At 36.9% G+C, this 24,878-nt stretch carries 26 protein-coding genes; 9 read left to right on the top strand and 17 right to left on the bottom strand.

Going from position 1 to position 24,878, the window contains the following annotated elements; genetic code table 11:
- Nucleotides 1–45: 45 nt before the first annotated feature.
- Both WKT09_RS10010 and WKT09_RS10005 read right to left on the bottom strand, forming a co-directional pair.
- Nucleotides 46–687, bottom strand: a complete 642-nt coding sequence (locus WKT09_RS10010) for a helix-turn-helix transcriptional regulator (RefSeq protein ID WP_340415898.1) — start codon at nt 685–687, stop codon at nt 46–48.
- 11 nt (nt 688–698) lie between these two features.
- Nucleotides 699–1,142, bottom strand: a complete 444-nt coding sequence (locus tag WKT09_RS10005) for a DUF86 domain-containing protein (RefSeq protein WP_340415897.1) — start codon at nt 1,140–1,142, stop codon at nt 699–701.
- Nucleotides 1,143–1,280: 138 nt separating this feature from the next.
- Between WKT09_RS10005 and WKT09_RS10000 the strand changes: the two genes are divergently transcribed.
- Both WKT09_RS10000 and WKT09_RS09995 read left to right on the top strand, forming a co-directional pair.
- Nucleotides 1,281–2,738, top strand: a complete 1,458-nt coding sequence (locus tag WKT09_RS10000) for an amidase (RefSeq protein ID WP_340415896.1) — start codon at nt 1,281–1,283, stop codon at nt 2,736–2,738.
- Between the two features lie 93 nt (nt 2,739–2,831).
- On the top strand, nt 2,832–3,164 hold the full coding sequence (locus tag WKT09_RS09995; RefSeq protein ID WP_340415895.1) for a cytosolic protein: 333 nt from the start codon (nt 2,832–2,834) through the stop codon (nt 3,162–3,164).
- A gap of 73 nt (nt 3,165–3,237) precedes the next feature.
- On the opposite strand, the gene WKT09_RS09990 is transcribed toward WKT09_RS09995, so the two are convergent.
- Nucleotides 3,238–3,513 carry a YutD family protein gene (locus tag WKT09_RS09990; protein ID WP_340415894.1) on the bottom strand — a complete coding sequence of 92 codons (276 nt, stop codon included), beginning with the start codon at nt 3,511–3,513 and terminating at the stop codon, nt 3,238–3,240.
- Between the two features lie 112 nt (nt 3,514–3,625).
- On the opposite strand from WKT09_RS09990, the gene WKT09_RS09985 reads away from it, so the two are divergent.
- The gene (locus WKT09_RS09985; protein ID WP_445324015.1) at nt 3,626–4,570 is read left to right on the top strand and encodes a M23 family metallopeptidase; all 945 of its coding nucleotides are present in this window, start codon (nt 3,626–3,628) and stop codon (nt 4,568–4,570) included.
- A gap of 72 nt (nt 4,571–4,642) precedes the next feature.
- Here the strand turns inward: WKT09_RS09985 and WKT09_RS09980 are convergent, their stop codons facing one another.
- The 6 genes from WKT09_RS09980 to WKT09_RS09955 form a co-directional block, all read right to left on the bottom strand.
- Complete coding sequence (locus WKT09_RS09980; RefSeq protein ID WP_340415893.1) at nt 4,643–4,753, bottom strand: methionine/alanine import family NSS transporter small subunit; 111 nt, start codon at nt 4,751–4,753, stop codon at nt 4,643–4,645.
- Complete coding sequence (locus WKT09_RS09975; RefSeq protein ID WP_340415892.1) at nt 4,743–6,263, bottom strand: sodium-dependent transporter; 1,521 nt, start codon at nt 6,261–6,263, stop codon at nt 4,743–4,745. Before WKT09_RS09975 ends, WKT09_RS09980 begins: the two co-directional genes overlap by 11 nt.
- A gap of 298 nt (nt 6,264–6,561) precedes the next feature.
- A complete protein-coding gene (yunB, locus tag WKT09_RS09970) occupies nt 6,562–7,293 on the bottom strand; it encodes a sporulation protein YunB (RefSeq protein WP_340415891.1) in 732 nt (243 codons plus the stop codon).
- Between the two features lie 61 nt (nt 7,294–7,354).
- On the bottom strand, nt 7,355–7,777 hold the full coding sequence (locus WKT09_RS09965) for a hypothetical protein (RefSeq protein ID WP_340415890.1): 423 nt from the start codon (nt 7,775–7,777) through the stop codon (nt 7,355–7,357).
- Between the two features lie 180 nt (nt 7,778–7,957).
- A complete protein-coding gene (locus WKT09_RS09960; protein ID WP_340415889.1) occupies nt 7,958–9,346 on the bottom strand; it encodes a bifunctional metallophosphatase/5'-nucleotidase in 1,389 nt (462 codons plus the stop codon).
- Nucleotides 9,347–9,363: 17 nt separating this feature from the next.
- A complete protein-coding gene (locus WKT09_RS09955; protein ID WP_340415888.1) occupies nt 9,364–10,182 on the bottom strand; it encodes a sulfite exporter TauE/SafE family protein in 819 nt (272 codons plus the stop codon).
- A 443-nt stretch (nt 10,183–10,625) separates the two neighbouring features.
- Between WKT09_RS09955 and WKT09_RS09950 the strand changes: the two genes are divergently transcribed.
- Together WKT09_RS09950 and WKT09_RS09945 are read left to right on the top strand one after the other, a co-directional pair.
- Complete coding sequence (locus WKT09_RS09950) at nt 10,626–11,108, top strand: hypothetical protein (RefSeq protein WP_340415887.1); 483 nt, start codon at nt 10,626–10,628, stop codon at nt 11,106–11,108.
- 346 nt (nt 11,109–11,454) lie between these two features.
- The gene (locus WKT09_RS09945; protein ID WP_340415886.1) at nt 11,455–11,682 is read left to right on the top strand and encodes a hypothetical protein; all 228 of its coding nucleotides are present in this window, start codon (nt 11,455–11,457) and stop codon (nt 11,680–11,682) included.
- Between the two features lie 182 nt (nt 11,683–11,864).
- On the opposite strand, the gene WKT09_RS09940 is transcribed toward WKT09_RS09945, so the two are convergent.
- The 6 genes from WKT09_RS09940 to WKT09_RS09915 form a co-directional block, all read right to left on the bottom strand.
- Nucleotides 11,865–13,319 carry a bifunctional metallophosphatase/5'-nucleotidase gene (locus WKT09_RS09940; RefSeq protein WP_340415885.1) on the bottom strand — a complete coding sequence of 485 codons (1,455 nt, stop codon included), beginning with the start codon at nt 13,317–13,319 and terminating at the stop codon, nt 11,865–11,867.
- A 357-nt stretch (nt 13,320–13,676) separates the two neighbouring features.
- Nucleotides 13,677–13,823: a hypothetical protein gene (locus WKT09_RS09935; RefSeq protein ID WP_340415884.1), complete on the bottom strand. Its 147-nt coding sequence runs from the start codon at nt 13,821–13,823 to the stop codon at nt 13,677–13,679.
- A gap of 240 nt (nt 13,824–14,063) precedes the next feature.
- The gene (locus WKT09_RS09930) at nt 14,064–14,714 is read right to left on the bottom strand and encodes an SDR family oxidoreductase (RefSeq protein ID WP_340415883.1); all 651 of its coding nucleotides are present in this window, start codon (nt 14,712–14,714) and stop codon (nt 14,064–14,066) included.
- An 84-nt stretch (nt 14,715–14,798) separates the two neighbouring features.
- Nucleotides 14,799–16,124 (bottom strand): glucose-6-phosphate isomerase, encoded by a 1,326-nt coding sequence (locus WKT09_RS09925; RefSeq protein WP_340415882.1) that lies wholly within the window; start codon nt 16,122–16,124, stop codon nt 14,799–14,801.
- 76 nt (nt 16,125–16,200) lie between these two features.
- Nucleotides 16,201–17,934: a phospho-sugar mutase gene (locus WKT09_RS09920; protein ID WP_340415881.1), complete on the bottom strand. Its 1,734-nt coding sequence runs from the start codon at nt 17,932–17,934 to the stop codon at nt 16,201–16,203.
- A gap of 347 nt (nt 17,935–18,281) precedes the next feature.
- Nucleotides 18,282–19,085, bottom strand: coding sequence for a helix-turn-helix domain-containing protein (locus WKT09_RS09915; protein WP_340415880.1), 804 nt, complete (start codon nt 19,083–19,085; stop codon nt 18,282–18,284).
- A 351-nt stretch (nt 19,086–19,436) separates the two neighbouring features.
- On the opposite strand from WKT09_RS09915, the gene WKT09_RS09910 reads away from it, so the two are divergent.
- The 4 genes from WKT09_RS09910 (at nt 19,437) to WKT09_RS09895 (ending at nt 22,116) form a co-directional block, all read left to right on the top strand.
- Nucleotides 19,437–20,012 carry a sigma-70 family RNA polymerase sigma factor gene (locus WKT09_RS09910; RefSeq protein ID WP_340415879.1) on the top strand — a complete coding sequence of 192 codons (576 nt, stop codon included), beginning with the start codon at nt 19,437–19,439 and terminating at the stop codon, nt 20,010–20,012.
- Nucleotides 20,013–20,077: 65 nt separating this feature from the next.
- Nucleotides 20,078–20,566, top strand: a complete 489-nt coding sequence (locus WKT09_RS09905) for a competence protein ComK (protein WP_340415878.1) — start codon at nt 20,078–20,080, stop codon at nt 20,564–20,566.
- Between the two features lie 328 nt (nt 20,567–20,894).
- Nucleotides 20,895–21,245, top strand: coding sequence for a helix-turn-helix domain-containing protein (locus WKT09_RS09900; RefSeq protein ID WP_340415877.1), 351 nt, complete (start codon nt 20,895–20,897; stop codon nt 21,243–21,245).
- A gap of 133 nt (nt 21,246–21,378) precedes the next feature.
- Complete coding sequence (locus tag WKT09_RS09895; RefSeq protein WP_340415876.1) at nt 21,379–22,116, top strand: O-antigen polymerase; 738 nt, start codon at nt 21,379–21,381, stop codon at nt 22,114–22,116.
- 512 nt (nt 22,117–22,628) lie between these two features.
- Here WKT09_RS09895 and WKT09_RS09890 read toward each other — a convergent pair.
- Together WKT09_RS09890 and WKT09_RS09885 are read right to left on the bottom strand one after the other, a co-directional pair.
- The gene (locus WKT09_RS09890; RefSeq protein WP_340415875.1) at nt 22,629–23,795 is read right to left on the bottom strand and encodes a nucleotide sugar dehydrogenase; all 1,167 of its coding nucleotides are present in this window, start codon (nt 23,793–23,795) and stop codon (nt 22,629–22,631) included.
- Between the two features lie 15 nt (nt 23,796–23,810).
- Nucleotides 23,811–24,818: an SDR family NAD(P)-dependent oxidoreductase gene (locus WKT09_RS09885; RefSeq protein WP_340415874.1), complete on the bottom strand. Its 1,008-nt coding sequence runs from the start codon at nt 24,816–24,818 to the stop codon at nt 23,811–23,813.
- Nucleotides 24,819–24,878 lie beyond the last annotated feature (60 nt).

Here is a 24,878-nt window from a genome sequence, read left to right as displayed (position 1 = left end):
AATCCTCCTACATTGTATCAAGAAAAAAAGGCGAGCAATTTTCCACTACGCCTCTTCTTTATCTTCTGGTTCTGAAATATACCAACAACAATATTTGTCGCCATTCGTCATACAAGCATCTGCGACAACATTACTTCCCGGAAATACATTTCGCACCATATCTTTTTCATAATGACAAATTTGACGATATTTAGAAGATACATTATAAATCGGACAGTTAAAATTTTTGAATGAATATTGACCATTCGCTAATTTTTCATATTCAATCATATATCCTTTACGCTCCTGGATTTCCGCCATTAACGCAATTTTTTCATCAAATGAAGCACCATCTATCTTCGCTTTAATTTCTTCCTCGTCACGATTCACTCGACACTTCAAAAGATCATTCACCGCTTCTGGCCCTTGCAATGTCTCTACATCACGCAAAATTTCAACTGGAAGTTCTTGGTATTGATTCGGAAACGTTTCATGTCCTTTCGATGTCAATGCATACGTATGAAACGGTCGCCCAATCTCTTGTTTCACGACACGTTCACGGACAAATTTTTGCCGAATTAAATCATTTAAATGACGGCGAATGGCTACTTCCGAAATCGTAAAATATTCCAATAATTCCTTAATGGTCACCTCATTGTCCTTTTTTAAAATGTATAAAATTTTTTCCTTCGTCGTTTTTCTTGCCACGTAATCATCCCCTAGGATTCATTTGAAAATGCATTTGCAACTCCTAATTCATTCACCAAATATTGTCTTATATGTGTACTAAACATTTTTAAAACAGGTAATTGCTCAAAAAACGTCTTTTCAACATGTGCATGATCAATCGCTAAATAATCTTGTACAAGCATTTGACGTAAATCAATCACCGCTTTATATGCCGCTTCTTCCTCAGCAGGAATCACTTTTTCATCTACTAAAATATCGATAATATCGTGATAACTTCCCGGATCACGCATAATAAATCCATCAATCATCATGTTACCAACATCTAAAATCGACTCAATCACGACGTGTACTACACGTTCTAAACCTAATTTTTCTATATCGTTTGCAAAAGATTTTGTCTCTTGTGCAATCGTAATTAATTTATCAATATGTGTGACCGTTTGTTCAATTTCACTTCGATTAACAAAATACATTCCATATCCCTCACTATCTTCCATTCCTAGTTATATTATATCATATTTTACAATTAGTTTAAAAATGTTGTAATAAATAGAATTCTTTTATTTCCATGATATACTATTCTTATAGGAAAATGGAAAGGAATGGTTGCCATGACAAATGTAATAGCTCTTCACATCAAAAATTACTTATTACATTTAGATGCCACAGAAATTAGTACATTAATTCGAACGAAAAAAGTAACGAGTGAAGAGGTTATACGTGTATATATCGACCATATACAGGCAGTCAATCCTATGTTAAACGCTGTCGTAGAAGAACGATTTGATGCAGCTATAGAAGAAGCAAAGGAAAAAGACGCAACTATTGATCAAGCAAACTTAAAACTTCAACCTTTGTATGGTGTCCCTGTAAGCATAAAGGAATCCATCCATGTTGCAGGGATGAAAACAACAGGTGGCATTAGTCATCGCGCTGATATTATTGTAAAAAATGACGCACATGTCGTAGAACAATTAAAGCGTGCTGGTGCAATCATTCTTTGTAAAACGAACACACCTGCATTATGCTTTTGCCACGAAACAGAAAACACACTGTTCGGACGGACGAATAATGCATGGGATATGAAACGAACTGCTGGAGGTTCTAGTGGTGGAGAAGGTGCCCTTATTGGGGTCGGTGGTGCACCGATTGGGATTGGCTCAGATATTGGAGGGTCGATTCGCTTTCCAAGCCATTTTAACGGGGTCGTCGGTTTTAAGCCAGGAAAAAATCAAGTATCCACATCAGGACATTTCCCACCAGATACACATCCTTTAAAAGCTCGCATGTCAACAATCGGTCCTATCGGAAAATCTGTCCGAGATATGAAATTACTGTACCGGTTGATTCAACAAGAGCAACCCCGAAAAGCGTTATACGAACGAATGCAAGTCGATGTTTTACCAGCTGATATCGGTTTTCCATTATCAGAAAAAACGACGGAATTACTTGGAGAAGTATATGAGCTCGTTTCCCATACGTACAATAGTACAACGACAATTCCGCCATTTTTTAATGATAGTGCGACCATTTGGCAAGAAATCATGTCCCATGACGGTGGACGGGAAATGACAGAACTTGCTTTTAACACCGATCGCGTAAACATTTTTAAAGAATATATGAAGTCAAAACTAAAACGAAATACGAAACACCATCCATATTTATTATGGTCTCTCGTCGGTGCGAATATGTTCAAACCGTCACAAAAACGAGTAAAAGAAATCGAACAATTTCTACTTGAAGGCGACCGCACTTTAGATAGTTATTTATCCAATCGCCTACTCGTCTTCCCTGTTTACCACTCTGGTGCTTTAAAACATGGAGAAATGTATAAAGAAATTTTTTCGATTAAACGAACATTTATGCAATATTTACCATACACCGCCTATGCAAACGTTTGGGGCTTACCGTCTTTAGTCATCCCAGTTGGCACAGATCATAACGGATTACCAATCGCCATTCAAGTGATGAGTAAAGTTGGGAACGAAGACGCCATATTCCTACTTGGGGAAAAAATTGAAAAACATTTCGGTGGGTACAAACGAAGCACGGTGTATGACAAACCATAAAAATTAACGCAATTCGCTTTCATCTTTTTTATTATCATACGTATAAATCATTCCTTTTTTCGTACACTATTCGATAAAAGGAATGATTTTTTTATGAGCAAAGAGAAACGAGTCGTATATGATGCAGGTGAGGATGAACGTGAACGTCGCCGGGAAGAAAAAGGTGCGGTGTTTGAACGAACAGAGGAATTAGATCATTTCGAGCCATTATCCAACGAGGAAAATATGCAAGATATCGTCATCCCCGAAGAATTTCCAGATGGCCCTTTCGGCTCCCCGATTCGAAAAGATGCCCCCGTCGAACGAAAATCAACGAAATGGCGCGAAGGACAGCGTAGCATTAGTGCGTACACGTATGCGGATAAAGACCAGCACGATGATTTACCACGACAAATGCCAGGTGCCCATCCGCTGCATGATGAATGAGAGAAGCCACCTAGCAAATGCACTAGGTGGCTTTTTCAGCGTAAGTTTAAAGGAACGAATCCATTCCCTCGCCCTATTCATCTACTTTTTTCAAAATAAAATATGCACAACCAAAATTACAATACTCTAAAATATAATCTTCCACCATATCAATCCGTGAATCATATGTTGCCTTTGAACGCTCCGTATCATAAAATCCCTTTAAACGGAGCTGGCTGTAACCCCAATCTCCAACGATATAATCATACTTCTTCAACACATCTGTATATCTTTCTGCGATCGCTCCTTCATCAAATCCTTCACGAACGTTCTCCATTACTTCATATTTCTTACCATTAAGTTCAATCATTTGGGATCACCTCATCTATATAACAAATTATGTATGAAATAAAAAAGTCTTCACAATATATAAAGAGTACCATAAAAGTTAGAAAAACAAGAATAAAAAGGAGCGCATTCCATTGTTTCGTCTTATTTTTATCCTCATTCTTACTGCCATCGTCCTTTTTCCAGAAGGAACGAATGCCAATGAGCAACAAAAACTATATGAACAACGATTACAACTTTATAAAAAAACCGCCGCCATCTCGAATGTACCGTGGTATTATATCGCCGCCATCGACCAATTCGAACGGAATAAACAGTCGTATGAAGAAGAACCGCTCGTTTCCATCACATTCGAGCCTGTCAAATGGTATGGCATCGGCAATCTACATGAAAAAAATGCAGCCATCATTCGCGCCTCAAATGGAATCGGTATGGACGGAAACGGCGATGGTCTCGCAGATCCAAATGATCCAGAAGATGTCCTATACACAATGGCTTCTTATATAACGAAAGACGGGTTTACAGAAGAAGATATCAAAATCGCCCTGTGGGAATATTACCAAAAAGATTTAACCGTCAAAACGATTATAAACAATGTAAAAGTGTTTCAACATTTTAAAACAACGATTTTAACAGACCGTTCCTTCCCAGTCGACACGAAGTACATTTATAATTATAAAAGTTCTTGGGGAGCCGGCCGTGGTTTCGGTGGGAATCGTATCCATGAAGGGACAGATATTTTCGCGCACTACGGGACCCCTGTAAAATCGACGACATATGGTGTAGTCGAATTAAAAGGTTGGAACTTATATGGTGGCTGGCGTGTCGGTATTCGCGATATTTACAATATATATCACTATTATGCACATTTACAAGATTATGAAGAGACCATTGAAATTGGAAAAATTGTCAAACCCGGAGACATAATCGGAACGGTCGGTGCTACCGGATATGGTCCGCCTGGTACATCGGGAAAATTTCCACCACATTTACACTATGGCATGTACCAATATAACGGAAAAAATGAATGGGCCTTTGATCCATTTCCATATTTGCAACGTTGGGAAAGGATGGAATAATGGCATCTATGCATCCATATAAAAACCTGAAAACGAGTTTGTTCCACTCATTTCCAGGTTTTATTAGCCTTTTTAATTTTTATTGCTACGGGCTTTGCTCACTGCATTTACGATACTTGCAACGAGCCCACCCCATATAATGACAATTCCAATTACCATCATTATTATTGAACTAGCGGTCATCATAATCACCTTCTTCAGGATTCTTCTTCCACGGCAATAATCCGATAATGATACCGATAACGAGCGCTCCAATGGCGACCGCCCATCCGCTGTAATTAATGAAGAAATCTGGGTATCCTTCATAGTTACCGTTATCTGTCGGGAAGAGCCTTAGTAAGTTCGTTCTAAATAAATCGAATAACATATAACCTAATACGATTGGCGTAATGACACCTAAACTAATCGTCCACCAGTTCCCAAGTTGAATGTCAGAAACTTCATTTGCATGATCTTTGAATGTTTTTAGTTTACGGAAAACCCATGCCACTAAAACAACTTCTACTAGTCCAAGTACCGCCACACCAAATTGGTTAATGAAATAGTCGGCTGCATCTAAGAAGTTTAATCCACCACGTGTAGCATAAATAAATGCGATAAGCGCCGATGCTCCCCCACCAAACAGTACAGCTTTTGCACGGGATAAACCGAATTTATCTTGTAACCCAGCAATATACGTTTCACAAATCGATAATAGGGATGTGAATCCAGCTAACACGAGGGATAGGAAAAATAATACCCCAAAAAATTCATTGAATGCTGGAAATTCGTTAATGATGGCTGGGAATACCATGAAGGCAAGCCCTACTCCACCTTCTACTACTTCATCTACAGCGACTCCTTGTTGCGCCGCCATAAACCCTAATACGGAGAACACTCCAATCCCCGCAAGTAATTCGAAACCTGAGTTACTAAACCCTGTAATAAATGCGTTATTCGTAATATCAGACTTTTTTGGTAAATAACTCGAGTACGTAATCATAATCGCAAATGCAATGGATAAACTGAAGAAAATTTGCCCATATGCTGCCACCCATACTTCCCCAGATAAAATTTGTGAGAAGTCAGGTTTGAAGAACGCATCCAGTCCGTCTAATGCTCCAGGTAATGTAATCGCTCTAAAAACGATAATTAAGAACACAATGACTAATGTCGGGATCATAATTCTGTTTGCAATTTCTAATCCTCGTTTTACACCTAAAAATAAAATGAATAATACGATTGCCCAAACGACAACGAGCGGAATTGCAACCCCCGGTACTAACCCTCCAAATGTTCCTGGCTCTGCTACTTGTAAATAATCACTGACTAAAAATGTTGTGGGATCATCTCCCCATTTTAAGTTAAATGAGAAAATCGTGTATGAAATTGCCCATGCGATAATAACGGAATAATATGTCGCAATAACGAAGGCAACCATAACAGCCCACCAACCTACTCCTTCTGCTTTTTTATTCATTCTACGATACGTAAGCGGTGCTGCACCACGATATTTATGCCCCATCGTAAATTCCATAATTAAAATCGGAATTCCCGCCGTCAGTAACGCGAATAAATATGGGATAAAGAAAGCCCCTCCACCGTTTTCATACGCTACAGCTGGAAATCGCCAAATATTACCTAGACCTACTGCAGATCCAATTGCAGCCATAATAAACCCGGCTCTCGTCCCCCATTGTGAACGTTCTTCCATAAAACACCCTCCTCTTAGTTGGAATTTTCTAACAATTATAACCAGAGTGTCATAAAATGATAGAATTATCTGATTTCCATTATTATAGCAACGCTCGAAAATAATGTCAAAACGAATTGGAAGCGCTATAGTTCATGAGATGACAAGAAACGCCCAGCGCTCCTTCTCCTATAAGGGTTTGCACATTTTGTCTAAATATGAATTTTGTTGAAACGTTTTGTTGATATTGAGTCGAAAGAGGGTGCGTATTTTTCGTTTTATTGCAACAATGCACGCCCCTCCATGATCTCATCAGATATTATTCCTTTTTCTTCGGCACCGAAATACTCGGTCCTTCCTCTCCACCTGCATTATAAAATTCCGGAACATCTCCCATAATCACGCGCGAGTCAATAAATACACGTGTGCTCACTTCTGCAGTCTGTGTCGAAAACGGAATCACAATTTGAATAGACACATCGACAGGAATAAAAATTTCAACAAGTGCCGCATTGACACCAAATTCCTTCACTTCATGAACGACATCCGACCTTAAACTTCCGACAATTTCAAAGTGAACAGGAATTTTCGGTCCTAAGTTAGCAAGAATCGTATTCCCTGTCGCCTGCCCGATAGGAATTTCAACGACTGTCGGATCTTTAGCTGCCAAATCTCCTACCGTATTCCCAAATTCAATCGGCTTCATATTGGGATCATCTAAATCAAGCTGTTCTCCTTTATTCATCCCATATAAAAAATATTCTGCTCGCTCTGTCGCCGACCGTAATGCCCTATTCACCGCTTCCGAGTTCCATCCGAGTGTGGCGACATTGCCATTTTGATCAAACTGAACATCAATTAAATCATCAAATGTTATATTTTCTGTTGATTTAACAGCAGAATTAATCGTTCGTGTTGCAAATTCAATCGTTTTTAATTCCGCAATATCCATTAATACTGGTCGAATTTTTCGATCGATAAGAATTAACATCGTCAAAACTGTCGCAAAAAATAGAATGAGTGCCAAGTAAAATACATGTTTCCGTGTCATATAAAACTGGTGTCTCCGCATTGCACCACCTCGATTCATTTATATGAACAAACATCGTGTTTTATACTATGTTTTCCTTGGAATGGAATAAGTGAATGACCTGGAATCTTGCAACTAGGGGCTGGATTCTTGCAACTTCACACGATATTCTTGCAACTTCGAACTGTATTCTTGCAACTTCAACTGATATTCTTGCAACTTTGACCGATATTCTTGCAACTTTGCCCAGTATTCTTGCAACTTCGATCAATATTCTTGCAACTTCACCCCGGATTCTTGCAACTCCACCCAATATTCTTGCAACTTTACTCGATATTCTTGCAACTCCACCCAGCATTCTTGCAACCTCACCCGACATTCTTGCAACTTCGAACGACATTCTTGCAACTTCGCCCAGTATTCTTGCAACTACACCCAATATTCTTGCAACTTCACACGATATTCTTGCAACTCCACCCAATATTCTTGCAACTTCGTCCGACATTCTTGCAACTACACCCAGTATTCTTGCAACTTCACACGATATTCTTGCAACTTCGCACGATATTCTTGCAACTCCACCCGATATTTTTGCAACCGCACACGACTTTCTTACAACCGCACACGGCTTTCTTACAAAAAAAGAAAACGGTAGTTGCTTGCCCTAGGGACAAGCTCCTACCGCTTACCAATCCATCAATGTATGCACTAAAATTTTTCGGACGAACTCAGGTAAAAACAATTGCTTCTCCTTTGCATTCGCAATTTCTGGCATGAGGCGACCGAATGAAAACATATCCCCTGTTGCCAAGCGATATGTCCGCTCCGGATCGAGTGGCGCTCCATCAAACAGCACTTCACCTACACATTCAACCCCATCCTGATCAAAATACGTTTGTACATGTAAATTTGCGAACACGAGGCGACCAACAACCTCGCCACGGAAGCCAAATCCACGTAATTTCAATCCGACTAACTCTTTCGATAGAGCACTTTCTACTACATGTATCACTTGCTCTCCCGTTAGCGGTACGACAACAGGATTAATCGGATGTGGACAAATCCGATGGACATCCCCATACGTAACAGGTCCAGCTTCAAACGATTCTACTAATAATCCTGCATTCAACATGCCAATATCGGCATCTGTCCATAACCGCAACTGTTCAGTAAACTTACGCATAAACGGGGTTGCTTTAAACCAATTCGTCTTAATCGGTGTATCTAACGTACATAGCACTTCATCCAAAACCTCTCTCGCATCGAGGTTTAATTTTTCCAATAATTCCTCGGTTTCTAGATCACGTGGCAAATCTTCCACTGGCACCGCTTGCGCTTTCTTCTCCACAACCATCCGAGCTTCATGATCATACACGAGTGTCACTTCACCCGCATCATAACATTGTTTCCCTGCCGCCGTTAATATCGTCTCGCCGACAATCTCTCCCTCTCGTAATAAATGATGTGTATGCCCACCAATAATGACATCTAGTTCCGAAAACTTCTCCGCAATTTGTTCATCTAAATAAATACCGACATGTGACAACAATACAAAAATATCTGCTTTTCCACGCATCGCATCTAACTCACGTTCCACTGCCTGAAACACTTCCGTCACATTCCAGCCTAATAAATGATAATACGGATTAAACCTTGCCGTTAAACCGATAAATCCAATCCGTAGTCCTGACGGCGTCTCTTCCATATGATGCATTTCCAACCAATTCGGCGTATGTGACCAAACACACTCCAAATTGGAACAGACGACATGAAAATCCGCTTCATCATATAAATGATATAACCCTTCATGTGCAAGCGTAATGCCTTCATTATTGCCGAGCGTCGCAACATTATACGAAAGTGCATTTAATAACTTTACATTTGCCCGCCCTAATGTCGCCTCCGTGAGAGGGTGCACACGGTCCATATGGTCCCCGATATCAACTGTCACATGATACTCTCCACGCGCTTCTATGGCATGACGGCGTGTTTTCACAAACGTCGCTACCTTTGACCAATGATCAAAATAACTATGTAAATCATTCGTATATAAAATATGAATTGTTTCTTTCATCGTATGTAAGCTCCTTCTTACAATCCTTCCCAGATTAATTGAATCGCCGCAATGACAATTACAATTTTCAACATCCATTCCAATGTCTTACCTTTAAATAATTTGCTCGTTTTTGCACCAACAGTTCCACCAATATAAGAACCGATAACAAAAAAGATTACATATCCCCAAACGATATGCCCAAGCGCAATATGCGAAACAGAACTAATTAAACTAATAAAAAATATCATGAACATCGATGTCGCAATCGCCACTTGAACTGGAATTCCGAAAAACAAAATCATCGCTGGTACACTTATTGTTCCCCCACCAATTCCAAATAAACCAGACAGCATTCCAACCGCAAACGATAAAATTAATGCCGGCACTAGCTTCACATTATAATGATATGTTTCTCCATCAATCGTAAAGGTGCGTGTACGGTCTGTTATTTCTAACGAACGATTTTTGGACAATTTCTCTCGATCCACTAACATCATACTAAAAACAATTAACATTAAAATACCGAAATAAAGGGAGAAAGAATCCGTATCTAATCTCGTATTCAACCAAGCCCCGAATACACTCCCAGGCAAACTCCCGATTAAAAATAATACTCCTGTTTTCACATCTACTCGGCGCAATTTATAATAAGCTAACGTTGATGACAATCCTGTAAACACCATCGTAATTAACGAAATCCCAACGATCGTCTGTGGAGTCGCCCAAGCAAAACTAGCTGAGAATTCATGCAAATATAACATCGCTGGGACAAAAATAATCCCACCACCAAGTCCGATTAAACTTCCAACAAAAGCAGATAAAAATCCGATAATCAACGCCAAAACTATGACCAATTTACATCACTTATCCTTTTTTTAACTTGATTACTCTTAATCTTAACACCTGTAAAAAATGATTGCTACAAAATAACTTGAAAATATATACAAAAATTACTCTTTTCTAAAAACTCACACGAAAAAACATCACGCAAAATCCAGCCAAAAAAAGCACTTTTTCCACTCAAAAACCACCTTTAAAAATGAAGCGTAATTTCCATACTTTCGCTAGTCCAAAAGTCCTTACACGTTATGAAAACGCGATCAAAATATTTTTATGAAAACTTCATGAAAACCTTATCATTACTACATTTGTGACTGTCAAGTGAAATGAAAGGCTTTTCAATTATCAGAACAATTTTTCTTCTAACTTTTTAGGCAAAAAGCATTGATTTACCATCCATATTTGTTATGATGTATATGAAACAAGAATAAATGTAAAAAAAGGAGCATAACATACATTGAAGAATATTACGGTATTCACAATCGCTTTATTTCTCGTTGCATGTGGTGGACAAATTGGTTCCTCGAAAGTCGAAAGTGTGACAATAAATGAAACACAAGTCGAAAGTAATGAAGTCGTAAATGATGCCTTACAAAATAATGAAGCAACAAATACATCAAACGAAATTCTAAACAATGAAAATGACGGCAAAGATAAAGGAACTCTTGCCAATGAATATAAAGAGTCCCTAGAGAACGAAGATACAACAAAGATTAGTGATGACCTTAAAGCATTAGAAGAATTTGCTACATTAGAAGAAGAATTAGATTTATCTGAAGCACAAATCGAAATCATTGAAGATAATTATGGTAAACGTATTTTATTAATAAAAGATGCTGAAGGCAATAAAACACATAAATCCATCTTCGCTAAAAAAGTAAACAAATTAAAAATCATCGAGTTTGATGGTGGTCAAATTTTTAACGAAGTCATCGAATAAATATAGAGAATAAAAGCTATTGGATAAAATTTTTATCCAGTAGCTTTTTTCATTAAACATCCATTACCATCGCCTGGCAAGGGATAAACCTTACGAAAATTACTCAACCAAAAATTTTTTAAAATATTTTGTTGAAATTAAAAGGATTTTAGCACATAAACGCAGAATGATGTATATAGGGAAGGGGCGACTCGTTCGGAAGGGTCAAAAAATTAGTTTATGAGCGAAAAGATAAAATGCTCACTTTATTAAAATTACTCACGAAAGGAGGACCGCTTGCAAACTTTATGACATCACAAAAATGAACCAATAAAAAGAATACGAGAAAGTTAATAAGGTGGAAAAAATGAATATTAGAGATGAAGTGATTGAGAAAATAAATCGTTTTTTACGCGAAGATATTTCTGAACAATTCATCATGAATGAACTTGACGCAGTCATGGATAGTCGAGATTATTTTTATGTGCACAATAAACATGGAGACGGCATAAAAATCAAAATCATTTATTATCGCGTTGCCGATGTCATTGATTACCGAATTTTACACTTTAAATTTAAATTACATGTGAAATAAAATGTACGAAAAAATCATGGTAAAATCTTTATTCGCGGGCAAAACAAACATCGTTTAAGGGGATAAAATAAAGAAAATCGCCTTAAACCTCTTTATTTCATGTTCAAAAAACTCCCAATCGTCCTGCCTCCTATTAGTCTAGGAGCAGAAACGATTGGGAGTTTTTTTATAGTAGATACAATTTACACAACCGTCACGGTACCACGAAGCCGTGGCGCCACAACTTGGCATTCCTCTATATAGGATCGTAGTACATCTACCGCATGTACATCTAAATTCGAACGATCTGTCCCATATTTTTTCGGGACACCTTGCACTGTCACAAACGCCCCTTTATACCATCGTTTCATATCTACCCGTTCCCCACCAATATACAAATCTTGCACACGCATGCCAGGTGGATTTTCCAATTTCACATACATTTTCAACCCTAAACAACGCTTCATATAGCCACCTATCTGTTCATACGGATCAGCCGCAAATGTATGCTCCAAATCTTCCTCCAGCATCTCCAATATTTCTTTCCCAGTTAACATGACAATCGAAACTGGTGGATTCGTCGGAATGATATTCCAAACATCTCGCATCGTAATCGGACCAGGTATAACTGGCCCTCCGTAGCGCCAACCATTAGAAAACGCAACATCCGCCTTCGTCTCCCACAACAACGCTTCCAATAATAAATTATCCATCGTCGACTCCAACTGTCCATACCGATGTAACGCTACCTCTGTTTTTCCAACTACTTCATCGAGCATTTCCTTATACGGTTCCTCTAACTCTGTCACAAGTGCTGCCACTTCAGGATCAGGCGTTATTTTTTCCGTCACCTCTATTAAACGATGTTCAACCTGTTCCACTCCACAAACACCAACTTCCACATCAAGCCGTCCAATATGTGCCCCATGGCAACCAGATTGCATAATAATCGTATTATTTTCTACAACAGGTGAGCGGAGGGTATGATGCGTATGACCGCTTAATAAAATATCGATTCCATCCACTTCCCGAGCAAGTTTTACATCTTGAGGAAAACCTAAATGAGATAAAACAACGACTAAATCGACACGATCCACCGTACGAAGGGTCGCAATAATGTGAGGCAACTCCTTTGTACCGCCCGTAAAATAAATCCCTTCAGAAAATTCAGGTGGCATCGTCTTATTGACAATATGTTCTGCAATCCCGATCACACCAATTTTCAATCCTGCCCGTTCTATCGTCATATGAGACGGAAACATTAACTCATCCGTTTGTTTCAAATAACAATTACACACAAGTAATGGATATTTTAAATGATGCACCAATTTTTCAAGTTGCTTCGGCCCATACGCATACTCCCAATGTGCCGTCATCCCATCCAATTGAAGCGCATTCATAATTGGTATGAGCGCTTCTCCTTTCGAGTGCACGACAGGATATGTCCCATGAAAAGTGTCGCCATTATCGAGCGCAAGCACCCCATTAGGATTTTCTTTCCTAGCTTCTTTTAAAATTGTCGCAATGCGGGCATACCCACCACAATCCCGAAATATTTCTTTTCCATTTTCAAGAAACATCTCCGGATGCAAATCATAATATGCATGTGTATCATTCATCTGGATGATCGTCAAACGCTTCGGCTCATACACAACCATAACCCCCAACACTCTATTTGTTATATATTATGTACCCTAATAATTTAATTTCACACATGGAAAATTCTAACAATTTTATGAATTTCCGTCAATAATTAAAAAACTGCTGCAACCATCATTGCAGCAATTTTTCCCTAAAAGGAAATCGACTCAACATGTCCTTTCCATTCATCCATTTGTTTTGGTATATAACTTTTAAAAAATATATTAGCATGATCATCAGATAAAATCGTAAGAAATTCAGCTTATTGAGTTTTGCATATTTTTACGTTAAAATGGAGATAGATAATAAAAGAGGAAGGACGGTCATCCTCCCTCTTGCAGCCTCAGCCGTACAGGCGGTGGTTGTCACAAAAATTACTTTTTATGAGAATCACCCTTTGGCTTGTCACGGCGTAGGGTGGTTTTCTCTTTGTTTAAAAAAGTTGTTAGAAATAGATGTGCACTTACGGCACGTACTATTCCTTTCAACACTTCTTTAAAAAAACCAAAGAAATCATCCATGATTATCACCTCCCTTCCCAATGCATAGGAAAAGGATCTTCTGTGACAACCATCCACCCATAAACATTTGACTGCATATTTATTTTATCATAAACAAAAGGAACATCCTACACAAAAGAACATACGTTCTTAATCTCTGTTTATGTAGTAAATGTTCCCTTCCAAATCTATCTTTTCGTCGATCTCTTAACCCATATGTTTTCTAAAAACCTTTGAGCCTTATTCAAAATCCCGAACTAATTATAAATTCTTTACCGCTTCCTCCACATCGACATCACCGCGCACAACTTGGAACTCCTTCCCAATGGTCCCATCCTGTTCTAACACGGCTAAAATCACCTTCGCCACATCTGCACGAGGAACTTCCTCTCTACCAACCTTTTCAGCTGCTTCGACCTTTCCAGTCGGTGCTTCATTCGTTAATTTTCCTGGATGGATGATCGTATAATCTAAATCTGTCGCACGTAACCATTCATCCGCATAATGTTTTGCGACAACATATGGTGCAAATCCCTCTGGTGCCTCTTGAATCGCCGCTCTCGTCGTATCAAAAGAACTAATCATCACATATCGTTTAATTCCTGCCATTTTTGCCGCTTCCACCGTCTTTACCGCACCATCCAAATCAACCATCAATGTTTTGTCTTTTCCCGTATGCGGTCCAGAACCAGCAGTGAACACGAGCGCATCACAATCTTTCGCAGCCTCTGCGATTGCCGGTACATCCGCTTCCAAATCACAAACGACCACTTCCGCCCCATTTTCTTTAAAAAATGACGCTTGCGCCTCGTCTCGAATCATCGCTCGCGCTTCCATAGACGTATGTCCATTTAAATATGTAATCAAATGTTTTCCAATTTGACCATTCGCCCCAACTACTAATACTTTCATTCCAAAACATCCCCTTTCTTTTCTCCATTATATCGAATATGAAGCAATATTTTAACCATTAAAAAACTACGACAACCAATTTCGTTATCGTAGTTTTTCTTCACTTACATATCCGGGCTTTCCTAGCATTTCAAACATATTCGTTTTATATGCTTCCACACCAGGCTGATCAAACGGATTTACCTCTAATAAATAGCCACTCATCGCACAAGCTTTTTTGAAAAAGTACACGATATAGCCAAATGTATATGCATCAAGACGTGGTAAATCTACGACCATATTTGGCACACCACCGTCGACATGTGCCTTCAATGCAGCATCACTTGCTACACGATTAATTTCATTCAACGATTTCCCAACCAAATAATTTAATCCATCTAAGTTTGCTTCATCATTTTCTACGACTACTGTTTCAGCCTCTTCATCCACACGCAAAATAGTTTGAAACAATTGACGCCTACCATCCTGAATATACTGTCCTAATGAATGCAAATCGGTTGGAAAATTAGCAACCGCTGGAAAAATTCCTTTCCCATCTTTTCCTTCACTTTCCCCGAATAATTGTACCCACCAATCGGAAAAATATCGTAGTTTCGGATCATAATTCGATAAAATTTCTGTCGTATAATTTTTCTCATATAAAAGCTGGCGAATGACCGCATATTGATAGGCAATATTATCTTCTAGTGCCGGTGTTGCTAAATCTTCTGCCGCTTGCCGCGCTCCTGCAATTGCTGCATCAATATCAATCCCACTTACAGCCATCGGTAATAACCCGACAGGTGTCAGCACGGAATATCTCCCACCGATATCATCAGGAATCACAAATGTTTCATACCCTTTTTCAACTGCTAACGTTTTTAACGCACCTTCCGACTTATCTGTTGTGACATAAATACGTTTTGCCGCCTCTTCTTCACCGTACTTCTCTTCTAAAAAGGCACGGAAAATGCGAAACGCAATTCCCGGTTCCGTCGTCGTTCCACTTTTTGAAATGACATTAATAGATACATCCACCTCTTTTAATACACGCAACAATTCCTTATTATAGGTCGCACTAAGATGATGTCCGGTAAAAATAATTTCTGGTATGTCTCCTTTTTTACGGCCTAAATAACCAAATGTATCGCCTAACATTTCAATTGCCGCATGTGCTCCTAAATATGAACCACCAACACCGATAACGAGTAATACATCGGAATCATTTTTTACCTTTTCAGCAACAACTTTGATACGCGAAAGTTCCGCATCATCTGCTGGAACATCTACCCAACCAAGAAAATTTTTTCCTGGGCCGCTTCTCGTATGAATTACATCATGATAATGACGAACAAGTGGCTCATAACTATTGATAGCTTTTTGCGAAACAAATCGTAACACATGCTCAAATGAAAAATTTAAATATGTCATTGTTAACTCCTTAAATGAAAATATAATGGTACTTATATACTACTACTTTCCTAGTAAATAATCCACAAAACTACATTTAATTGGAAAAGGTAACCAAACGTTTCTCCATCGATGCTTGTAATTTTTTAATAAGTGCTTGACTCTCCTCTAATGTCGCTTCCTTCACACCGTAATAAAACTTAATTTTCGGCTCTGTTCCAGATGGACGAATACAAACCCATGCACCATTTTCTAATATATATTTTAACACATTCGATTTTGGCAACCTAATTTCCTCTACGGTATTATCCACTACAAGAACACGCTCTTGTGTTGCATAATCTTCGCGCACCCTTACTTGGACACCTGCTAATTCACTTGGAGGATAATTTCGGAAGTCTTCTAAAATCGCCTGAATTTGCGTCGAACCGTCTTTTCCTTCCAACGTAATCGACTGTAAATGTTCCACATAATACCCATATGTTTCAAAAATAGCTTGTAAACCGTCGTATAAATTTTTCCCTTGTTTTTTATAAAAAGCTGCCACTTCCGCAATTAATAAACAAGTTTGAACCGCATCTTTATCACGAACAAAATCTCCAATTAAATACCCATAACTCTCCTCATATCCGAATAAAAAAGTATGTTCCTTCGTCTCTTCAAAACTTTTTATTTTTTCCGCAATATATTTAAAACCAGTTAACACATCGATTGTTTTTAAATCGTGTGCCTTCGCAATATCGCTTCCTAATTCAGAGGTTACAATGGTTTTTAACACTACCGCATTATCTTCTAATGTCCCTTGTGCTTTTTTCTCCGTAATTAAATAATGTAATAAAATGGCCCCGATTTGGTTTCCAGTTAATAGTTTATAAGAACCTTCAACAAGAACTGCCACGCCAACACGATCTGCATCTGGGTCTGTCGCTAATAGTACGTCCGCATTTTGTTTTTTCCCTTCTTCCATCGCAAGTGCAAATGCTGAAGCCTCTTCAGGATTGGGGTAATCCACCGTAGGAAAATCACCATCTGGTTGGGCCTGGGCAGCCACAACAGAAACGTTTAAAAAACCTGCCATGTTAAGTGCTTCAAGCACTGGACGATTTCCCGTTCCATGTAAAGGCGTATAAACAATGGATAGTTCACGAGACATTTCCTTTACTAATGCTCGGTTTACTACGAGTTCTTGTAAACTTGTTAAATAAGCCTTGTCCACCTTTTCACCAATCATCGTTAATAAATCTTGTTCTACTAGGAAACGCTCATCTGCTATTTTAATCGTTAGGGGATTCTCAATCGCATCTACATTTGCGACAATCGCATCTGCCACTTCTGATGCTATTTGTGCCCCGTCTTCTCCATACACTTTAAAACCATTATAGGCGGAAGGATTATGGCTCGCCGTAATAACGACACCACTAAATGCATGTAAATAACGAACTGCAAACGATAATTCTGGGGTCGTACGTAAACTTTCAAATAAATATACTTTAATTCCTAAGTTCCCAATTGTTTTAGCTGTTTCCATTGCAAATTCTGGTGACATATGACGGCTATCATACGCAATAACGACACCACGACTTTTCGCCACTTCGCCTTTTGATTCTATATAACGTCCTAAACCTAGTGCTGCTTTACGCACCATATATATATTCATTCGATTTGTACCAGCACCGAGCAATCCTCGCATACCAGCTGTTCCAAATTCTAAATTTTTGTAAAATCGATCTTCTATTTCTTTTTCATCTTGCACATTTTTTAGGTCTTCTCTTACTCTTACATCTAAGTCTGGGAAATTTACCCAAGTTTCATATAACGCTTTAAATCCCACGCCACATCCTCCTAAAATGTTACACTTAATAAACATATATTATACCATATCTAGGTCAAAATACTGAATTTGTTCATCAATCAGTCACTTTCTTTGACGGATGCCTGAATTGTATTTTCATTTTTGTGGAGGGAAATAATGTTTTATTCTGCAAGTTCTTGGGAACACTGAACTTGTGAATATATGGCTTAATTACGCAAGTTCCAAGGAAAAACCCACTGAACTTGCGGATATATGCTGTAATTACGCAAGTTCATAGGAAAAACCCGCTGGACTTGCGGATATATCGCATAATTACGCAAGTTCCCGGGAAATATCCGCTGCTCTTACGGATATAAGCATTCATTCTAACAATGGTACGCTTGTTCTAATTTCCCCCGATTTTTTTCCTGGCGATAAAGCTGTTTCGACAACCATTCCCACGTACGAAATAAATACCCTTTTAGATTAGCAACTTTCCCCCATTTATATAAACGAATGACATTATAAAAATAATCAATATATTCTTCTGCTTTATCTTCTAAACTGAACACCCGCTCTTTTACCGTCGCTTTCGCTCTGAGTAATATACCATATATATCGTATAACTCTCTTGCATTAAAAAATGGGGAAAATGCATGGTAAAATACTTCAGGAATCGTTCGTTTTAATCCTTTTTTAAACACATATTCCGTTTCTTCCCATGTTTCTTTATATGTATAAGCTTTGTTAGGAGATTGGTGAAGAGCTTCTTTGGTGTGACTTTCTCCTGTGACTTCCCGTTGTGACGCTTGCTTTATGAATGGATTATCTTGCGCGTCTTTTCCTTTCATTCTTTGAATAACAATAATGTTTACAGAACGACGCTTGTCCCCTTTCACACGTCTCGTTTCATATTGTTTGATCACCCCTAACTGCTCCAGACGATTGCATGCACGAATAGCCGTTCTTCTTGAAGTAAACCCAGCTGTTTCCGCAATTTTTTGCTTACTTAAATAACAAACTCCGATATATTTACAGGCATATTGACTAATAATATGTAAAATTTCTCGATCTGTCGTACTTAAATCATGTGCTTGCTTATGTTCTTTTACTACTTCATTCATTTCTTCTATCGATGTAAAATTCACTAAGCTCTGCATTGTTTCATCATCCAAAGGTAAAATATTCATTTCCCTCTCCCTTTCCAAATGATTGTCACTTCTACAATCGAAAGAAGTTCGAAAAAAGAGGGAGAGAAAATATACATCACATTAAATCGACACCAATTTTATGAATACATCAAAATTTTCTTCCTAATACACGTTTTGAACGGATGCTGTAAATTTATACAAAATATAGCTTAATTCATTCTTTTGCCAATTATTACCAATTTTTCATTCTATTTATCATTAAAAATAGTGATTAAATTGGATATTTTCAATAAAAATATCCCTAAGAGGTCATAAGAACTAGTTTAAGCGAAGATGCATTAAACCAAAATTCCTATTACACTAACAAAAAAGTAATAGGAGGGGGCGAATTTGCAACATGATTTCGAAACATTTTTGAAAATAAACGAAAAAAGAATTTACTTTCAGATTCAACGCTTGAATATTCATCCCGCAGACTATGATGAATATTACACCGAGGGAATGCTTGCACTGTGGCAAGCATACAAAGAATTTGATGATACAAAAGGTAATATTGGAACGTTCATCAATTACAAAATACGTTTTAAATTATTGGATTTATTAAGGAAAAAAATTCGTACACAAGAAAAAGATACCCATTATATCGAAGAAGTAAAGAAGCAATTAACGAACGGTAATCACACGCGGCATACAAATGTCCCACTACCAGATCTGACAGATGAGCTCATCCGAAAAACGTATATATACCATGAAGAATTTTGGCAAACCATTCAATCAAAACTAACCGAAAACCAATGGAAATGGGTAAAATACTTCATCATTGCGGAGTTATCCATCAAAGAAATAATGGAATTAGAAAATGTATCTGCAGATGCAGTCAAAGGGTGGGGACGTGCGGTAAAAGAAAAACTATGTCATCCAGAAATTCGAAAAATGCTAAAGGAATTATCTGAATATTATAATTAATTGGACAAAGTAAGTATTTAGGCCTATAATATTGTTGAATTTTATATATCAAAGGAGAGATGATTATGGAGATTTTGGAAAATTATATGTTAAATTCTACTTCCGTTGCATTACTTCCTGGATATTCTATAGACTATGAAACGATTGTTATCGAAGAGATGCGGACTCTATATGTAAAACAGAGTATGATGTCCATCGTTCATGAAAGTTGCCTTTTTATTGGGCTAACTACATATGAAACACGAAAAAAAGTTATTGCAGAAATGACTGCTTTTTTAAGAAAAACACCCATTTTATTTAGCGACACAAAAGATATATGTTTCTTTCATACACATGGTAATTATAATTTGAAAAATCATTGGTTTTCAGCTAATCATATTTTAGATGTACACGCTTCAAAGAATAAGAATCATTGTATCGTGTATTTACATAATGGCATGCAAATAGAAGTTCCTTGTAGCAAAATTTCTTTCAAAAACCTTCATAATAGAGCCCTGGCACTTCGTAGTATTCAGCAGATTAATCCAAGTGAGCGAATGAAAAGAATTACATAGGGAATGGATGAAACTTAAAATTCAATCTAACATCTACATACATTATTATACGAAAAGCATCCAAGTTACGTTCTTCGGTCATGTTTATCTTAATCGATAAATATGACCGTTTTTAAATATATATATACTCTCTCAAATAATTGTTTTATCCTCTACATTCTACGGTTTAAATAACACTATCCAGCTATTAAATTTCCTTCTACAAAATGGGAAAATACGCAAAATAAATTCCCTTTTTGCGAACATTATATACTTTTGTCGCTTTTTGTGACTTATAGATTATTTTGGCACAAAATGCGATACAATCGCCTTGGAAGGATGGTTGTGTATGGTGAATAATAAACTACCACACAGACTTAAAAACCTCAGAGAAGAAAAAGGGTATCTACAAAAACATGTTGCCGACGAAATTGGTGTTAAAAATAATACGCTTTCTGGATATGAAAGTGGATCACGGTCACCAGATCCTGAAATGATTGTCGAGTTGGCCAAATTATATGATGTGAGTACTGATTATTTATTAGGTAAAAATGACAATAAATATACAATTGAACATGAGGACTTAGAAGCGTTTATTGAAGAATTACGTTATTGGTATAACAAAGACCCACAAAAAGGCGCTAAAAAATTACATAAATTAAAACAGATATTTCGTATATTAAATGACGAAGAAGCATGATTCCTGATCATGCTTTTATATTACCAAAGGTTTAGGCATATTTTACTAATCAATTTTACTCTTTTGTACACCAAAACAAATCATCTATAAAAGGATGTTTATATATAAAATATGTAAAATGGGGTGTCAAATTATGTTTATGTTAGGATTTATTATCATCTTATGTTGTTTGTTTTATCTGCCTTATTATTTTTTGAAAAAGAGGAAAAACAAAGAGAAACTATTTCCTAAAAAAATGTTTTATGGATTTTTATTTAGTGGAATCTTATTATTTTCTATCGGTGTTAGTTTGGATGATGGTAGTTCAACTATAATTGCTGAACTAAGAGAAGAAAATGAAACAATTACTGAAGAAGCCTCCAAATTAAAAGAACAAATAAAAGAAGTGGAAGAAAATACAGATGAATTACATGAACTTATTGAAACATTGGAAGGAAAGATAGATGGACTTGTTGATGAAAAGGACCAATTAACAAAGGAAATAACTGCACTTGAAGAAACAAACGCCGAATTAGTGAAAGAAGTTGCTTCGCTCAATGAAACAAACGATGAATTAAAAGACAAAAATAAACAATTAAAAAATGATAACAAAAAATTAGAAGAAACAAATAAATCTACATCTTCCTCTAGTAATGTTTCCTCAAATAGCAATAGTGCTAGTACTAATAATAGTACAAGCAGTAGTTCAAGTAATAGTAATGCAATCAGTACAACTGATACAACAAATGAAGATTGCAATATAAAAGGTAGTAACACTGGAATCTATCATGTTCCAGGATCTACTTACTACAATCAAACGAAAAATGTCGCCCAATGGTTCTGTTCAGAACAAAAAGCAGAAAACGCTGGTTACAGAGCACCCAAAAGATAATGATATCTAACATAACATACTACATTTTCTTTAGATCATTGCAATTCTATTTAAGATTGTTTGCATGCGACTTTACCATCAATTGTACGGAAATATACCGAAACAAAAAATATTTCCTATATACTCAATGAACATGTTAGTGAATAACTGCATGACAACAAGTATATAGGAGTTTTTAAATCTTGTGGGAGATTGTGAATGGGAACAATACAGAATCAATAGAAGTTATCGCTTCTCATATAGTCCAACTATATACTACTGGTTTATATAAAAATTAAACTGTTTTATTAGTCGACTATTTCTGAACAATATTAATTGAAATAAAAGTTATACCTAAATAAATCGATTCGTTAAATTATAAATCGTGATTCAATAAACATAAGCCCTCTTAAAATAAGATTTTTTGTTTTTTAATCTGTCTAATTTAAGGGAAACATATCATTTTTCTCCTACACCATATATTGTAGAATCACTTAAAACAGCCAGACATAAGAGCCTGGCTGTTTAATATACTAATCCCTACTAAAAATATCACGTGTATATACTTTATCTTTCACGGACGTCAATGCATCGTCTAAACGATTTGCTACAATAATATCTGCATCAGATTTAAATGTTTCAAAATCATGTACGACTTTTAATCCTTCAAATAATTCTTCCTCTAGAACAGGTTCATAGACGATTACTTCAATTCCTGCATTTTTAACGTGATTAATGACATCTTGAATAGCAGATTGTCTAAAGTTGTCAGAACCCGTTTTCATCGTTAAACGATAGATTCCGACTGTTTCAGGTTGACGTGAAATGATTTGATCTGCAATGTGTTTTTTACGAGTATCATTTGCATCGACAATTGCTTGAATCATATTGTTTGGAACATCTTTAAAGTTTGCAAGTAGTTGTTTCGTATCCTTTGGTAAACAATATCCGCCATAACCGAATGATGGATTATTATAATGATCCCCAATACGTGGATCATGTCCTATACCTTCCACAATTTGCTGTGTATCTAGCCCCTTTAATTCTGCATAAGTATCTAATTCATTAAAGAATGATACACGCATGGCAAGATACGTATTGGCAAACAGTTTGATCGCTTCCGCTTCCGTCGAGTCTGTAAAAAGGATAGGAATGTCTTTTTTTTCAGCCCCTTGAGCCAAAAGATTTGCAAATACTTCTGCACGTTCCGATTTCTCCCCCACAATAATACGTGATGGGTGTAAATTATCATATAATGCTCGTCCTTCACGTAAAAATTCAGGAGAGAAAATGATGTTGTTCGTATGGAACTTCTCATTAATTGCTTTTGTATACCCTACAGGAATGGTTGATTTAATCACCATTATGGCATTAGGATTATATTTCAAAACATTTCCAATAACAGTTTCAACCGAACTCGTATCAAAGTAATCTTGTTCTGGATCATAGTTCGTCGGTGTAGAAATAATAACATATTCTGCATCTTTTAACGCTTCTTCTACATCAGTTGTAGCTGTTAAATTTAAATGCTTTGTTTGTAAGAAATCTTCAATTTCAGGATCCATAATCGGTGATTTTTTATTATTAATTAAATCAACCTTGTCTTCTATTATATCTAATGCGGTTACTTCATTATGTTGCGCTAAAAGTACAGCATTTGAAAGCCCAACATAACCAGTACCAGCGACTGTGATTTTCATTTTATATACACATCCTTACTTTTTGTTATAATACTCCACATACCAATCGGTGAATTTTTGTAAACCTTCTTCAATAGGTGTTTCCGGTTTGAAGCCCACAGCTTGTTGTAATTGTTCTGTCGATGCATATGTACGTGGTACATCACCAGGTTTAATTGGTTCAAATTCTTTCTTGAACTCTATTTCTCTACCTAAAGATTTACTCAAACACTTCTCAAGCGTCGTAATAAAATGCATGAGTTTTTCTGGATTGTTATTTCCTATATTATATACTTTATGTGGAACTCCTTCAGTTGGTGGATGTTCAATTAATTTTTCAATTCCATTTACAATATCGTCAATGTAAGTAAAGTCACGATACAGATCATTATCAAAATCGCCATTATTAAATATTTTAATGGCTTCATCATTAAAAAACTTATCCGTAAATCCAAAATACGCCATGTCTGGTCTTCCAGCAGGGCCATACACCGTAAAGAAACGTAATCCTGTTGCAGGAATATTATATAAATGACTGTATGTATGAGCCATTAATTCATTTGATTTCTTCGTTGCAGCATACAGTGAGACAGGAGTATCAACAAAATCAGTCTCTTCAAAAGGTACTTTTTTATTGGCACCATATACTGAACTAGATGATGCGTATACTAAATGATCTACCGGATAATGACGACAAGCTTCTAAAATATTAAAGAAGCCATTTATGTTACTTTCAATATATACATCTGGATTTTCTATGGAATATCGGACTCCCGCTTGAGCAGCCAAATTAACTACAACGTTAGGACGATATTCTTCAAATATCTCCATCATTTTTTCTTTATCCGAAATATCTGCTTTGACAAATGTGAAACCTTTATGTTTTTTTAATTCTTCAAGACGTGAGTATTTTAAATTTACATCGTAATAGTCATTTAAATTATCAATACCTATCACTTTTATTCCTTGTTTTAATAACGTTTTAGATAAATTAGAACCTATAAAACCAGCTGCACCTGTGATTGCCAAACATTTCTTATTCATAATTTTCTCTCCAAACAATCTATTGGTTTTTAATTTTACTATTATCCTATTATTGACAGA

Origin of the sequence: Pseudogracilibacillus sp. ICA-222130, assembly GCF_037892545.1 — a bacterium.
GTDB lineage: Bacteria > Bacillota > Bacilli > Bacillales > Amphibacillaceae > Pseudogracilibacillus.
The sequence above is the reverse complement of the archived record's forward strand: the minus strand, read 5'-3'. Positions and strand labels throughout refer to the sequence as shown.

What these genes read in the sequence shown, in the direction of transcription:
- WKT09_RS10005 (WP_340415897.1), bottom strand. Translation starts at nt 1,142, where the DNA reads ATGTATTTTGTTAATCGAAGTGAAATTGAACAAACGGTCACACATATT.
- WKT09_RS10000 (WP_340415896.1), top strand. Translation starts at nt 1,281, where the DNA reads ATGACAAATGTAATAGCTCTTCACATCAAAAATTACTTATTACATTTA.
- WKT09_RS09995 (WP_340415895.1), top strand. Translation starts at nt 2,832, where the DNA reads ATGAGCAAAGAGAAACGAGTCGTATATGATGCAGGTGAGGATGAACGT.
- WKT09_RS09990 (WP_340415894.1), bottom strand. Translation starts at nt 3,513, where the DNA reads ATGATTGAACTTAATGGTAAGAAATATGAAGTAATGGAGAACGTTCGT.
- WKT09_RS09980 (WP_340415893.1), bottom strand. Translation starts at nt 4,753, where the DNA reads ATGACCGCTAGTTCAATAATAATGATGGTAATTGGAATTGTCATTATA.
- WKT09_RS09975 (WP_340415892.1), bottom strand. Translation starts at nt 6,263, where the DNA reads ATGGAAGAACGTTCACAATGGGGGACGAGAGCCGGGTTTATTATGGCT.
- yunB (WP_340415891.1), bottom strand. Translation starts at nt 7,293, where the DNA reads ATGACACGGAAACATGTATTTTACTTGGCACTCATTCTATTTTTTGCG.
- WKT09_RS09965 (WP_340415890.1), bottom strand. Translation starts at nt 7,777, where the DNA reads ATGTCGGACGAAGTTGCAAGAATATTGGGTGGAGTTGCAAGAATATCG.
- WKT09_RS09960 (WP_340415889.1), bottom strand. Translation starts at nt 9,346, where the DNA reads ATGAAAGAAACAATTCATATTTTATATACGAATGATTTACATAGTTAT.
- WKT09_RS09945 (WP_340415886.1), top strand. Translation starts at nt 11,455, where the DNA reads ATGAATATTAGAGATGAAGTGATTGAGAAAATAAATCGTTTTTTACGC.
- WKT09_RS09940 (WP_340415885.1), bottom strand. Translation starts at nt 13,319, where the DNA reads ATGGTTGTGTATGAGCCGAAGCGTTTGACGATCATCCAGATGAATGAT.
- WKT09_RS09935 (WP_340415884.1), bottom strand. Translation starts at nt 13,823, where the DNA reads ATGGATGATTTCTTTGGTTTTTTTAAAGAAGTGTTGAAAGGAATAGTA.
- WKT09_RS09930 (WP_340415883.1), bottom strand. Translation starts at nt 14,714, where the DNA reads ATGAAAGTATTAGTAGTTGGGGCGAATGGTCAAATTGGAAAACATTTG.
- WKT09_RS09925 (WP_340415882.1), bottom strand. Translation starts at nt 16,124, where the DNA reads ATGACATATTTAAATTTTTCATTTGAGCATGTGTTACGATTTGTTTCG.
- WKT09_RS09915 (WP_340415880.1), bottom strand. Translation starts at nt 19,085, where the DNA reads ATGAATATTTTACCTTTGGATGATGAAACAATGCAGAGCTTAGTGAAT.
- WKT09_RS09905 (WP_340415878.1), top strand. Translation starts at nt 20,078, where the DNA reads ATGGAGATTTTGGAAAATTATATGTTAAATTCTACTTCCGTTGCATTA.
- WKT09_RS09900 (WP_340415877.1), top strand. Translation starts at nt 20,895, where the DNA reads ATGGTGAATAATAAACTACCACACAGACTTAAAAACCTCAGAGAAGAA.
- WKT09_RS09895 (WP_340415876.1), top strand. Translation starts at nt 21,379, where the DNA reads ATGTTTATGTTAGGATTTATTATCATCTTATGTTGTTTGTTTTATCTG.
- WKT09_RS09890 (WP_340415875.1), bottom strand. Translation starts at nt 23,795, where the DNA reads ATGAAAATCACAGTCGCTGGTACTGGTTATGTTGGGCTTTCAAATGCT.
- WKT09_RS09885 (WP_340415874.1), bottom strand. Translation starts at nt 24,818, where the DNA reads ATGAATAAGAAATGTTTGGCAATCACAGGTGCAGCTGGTTTTATAGGT.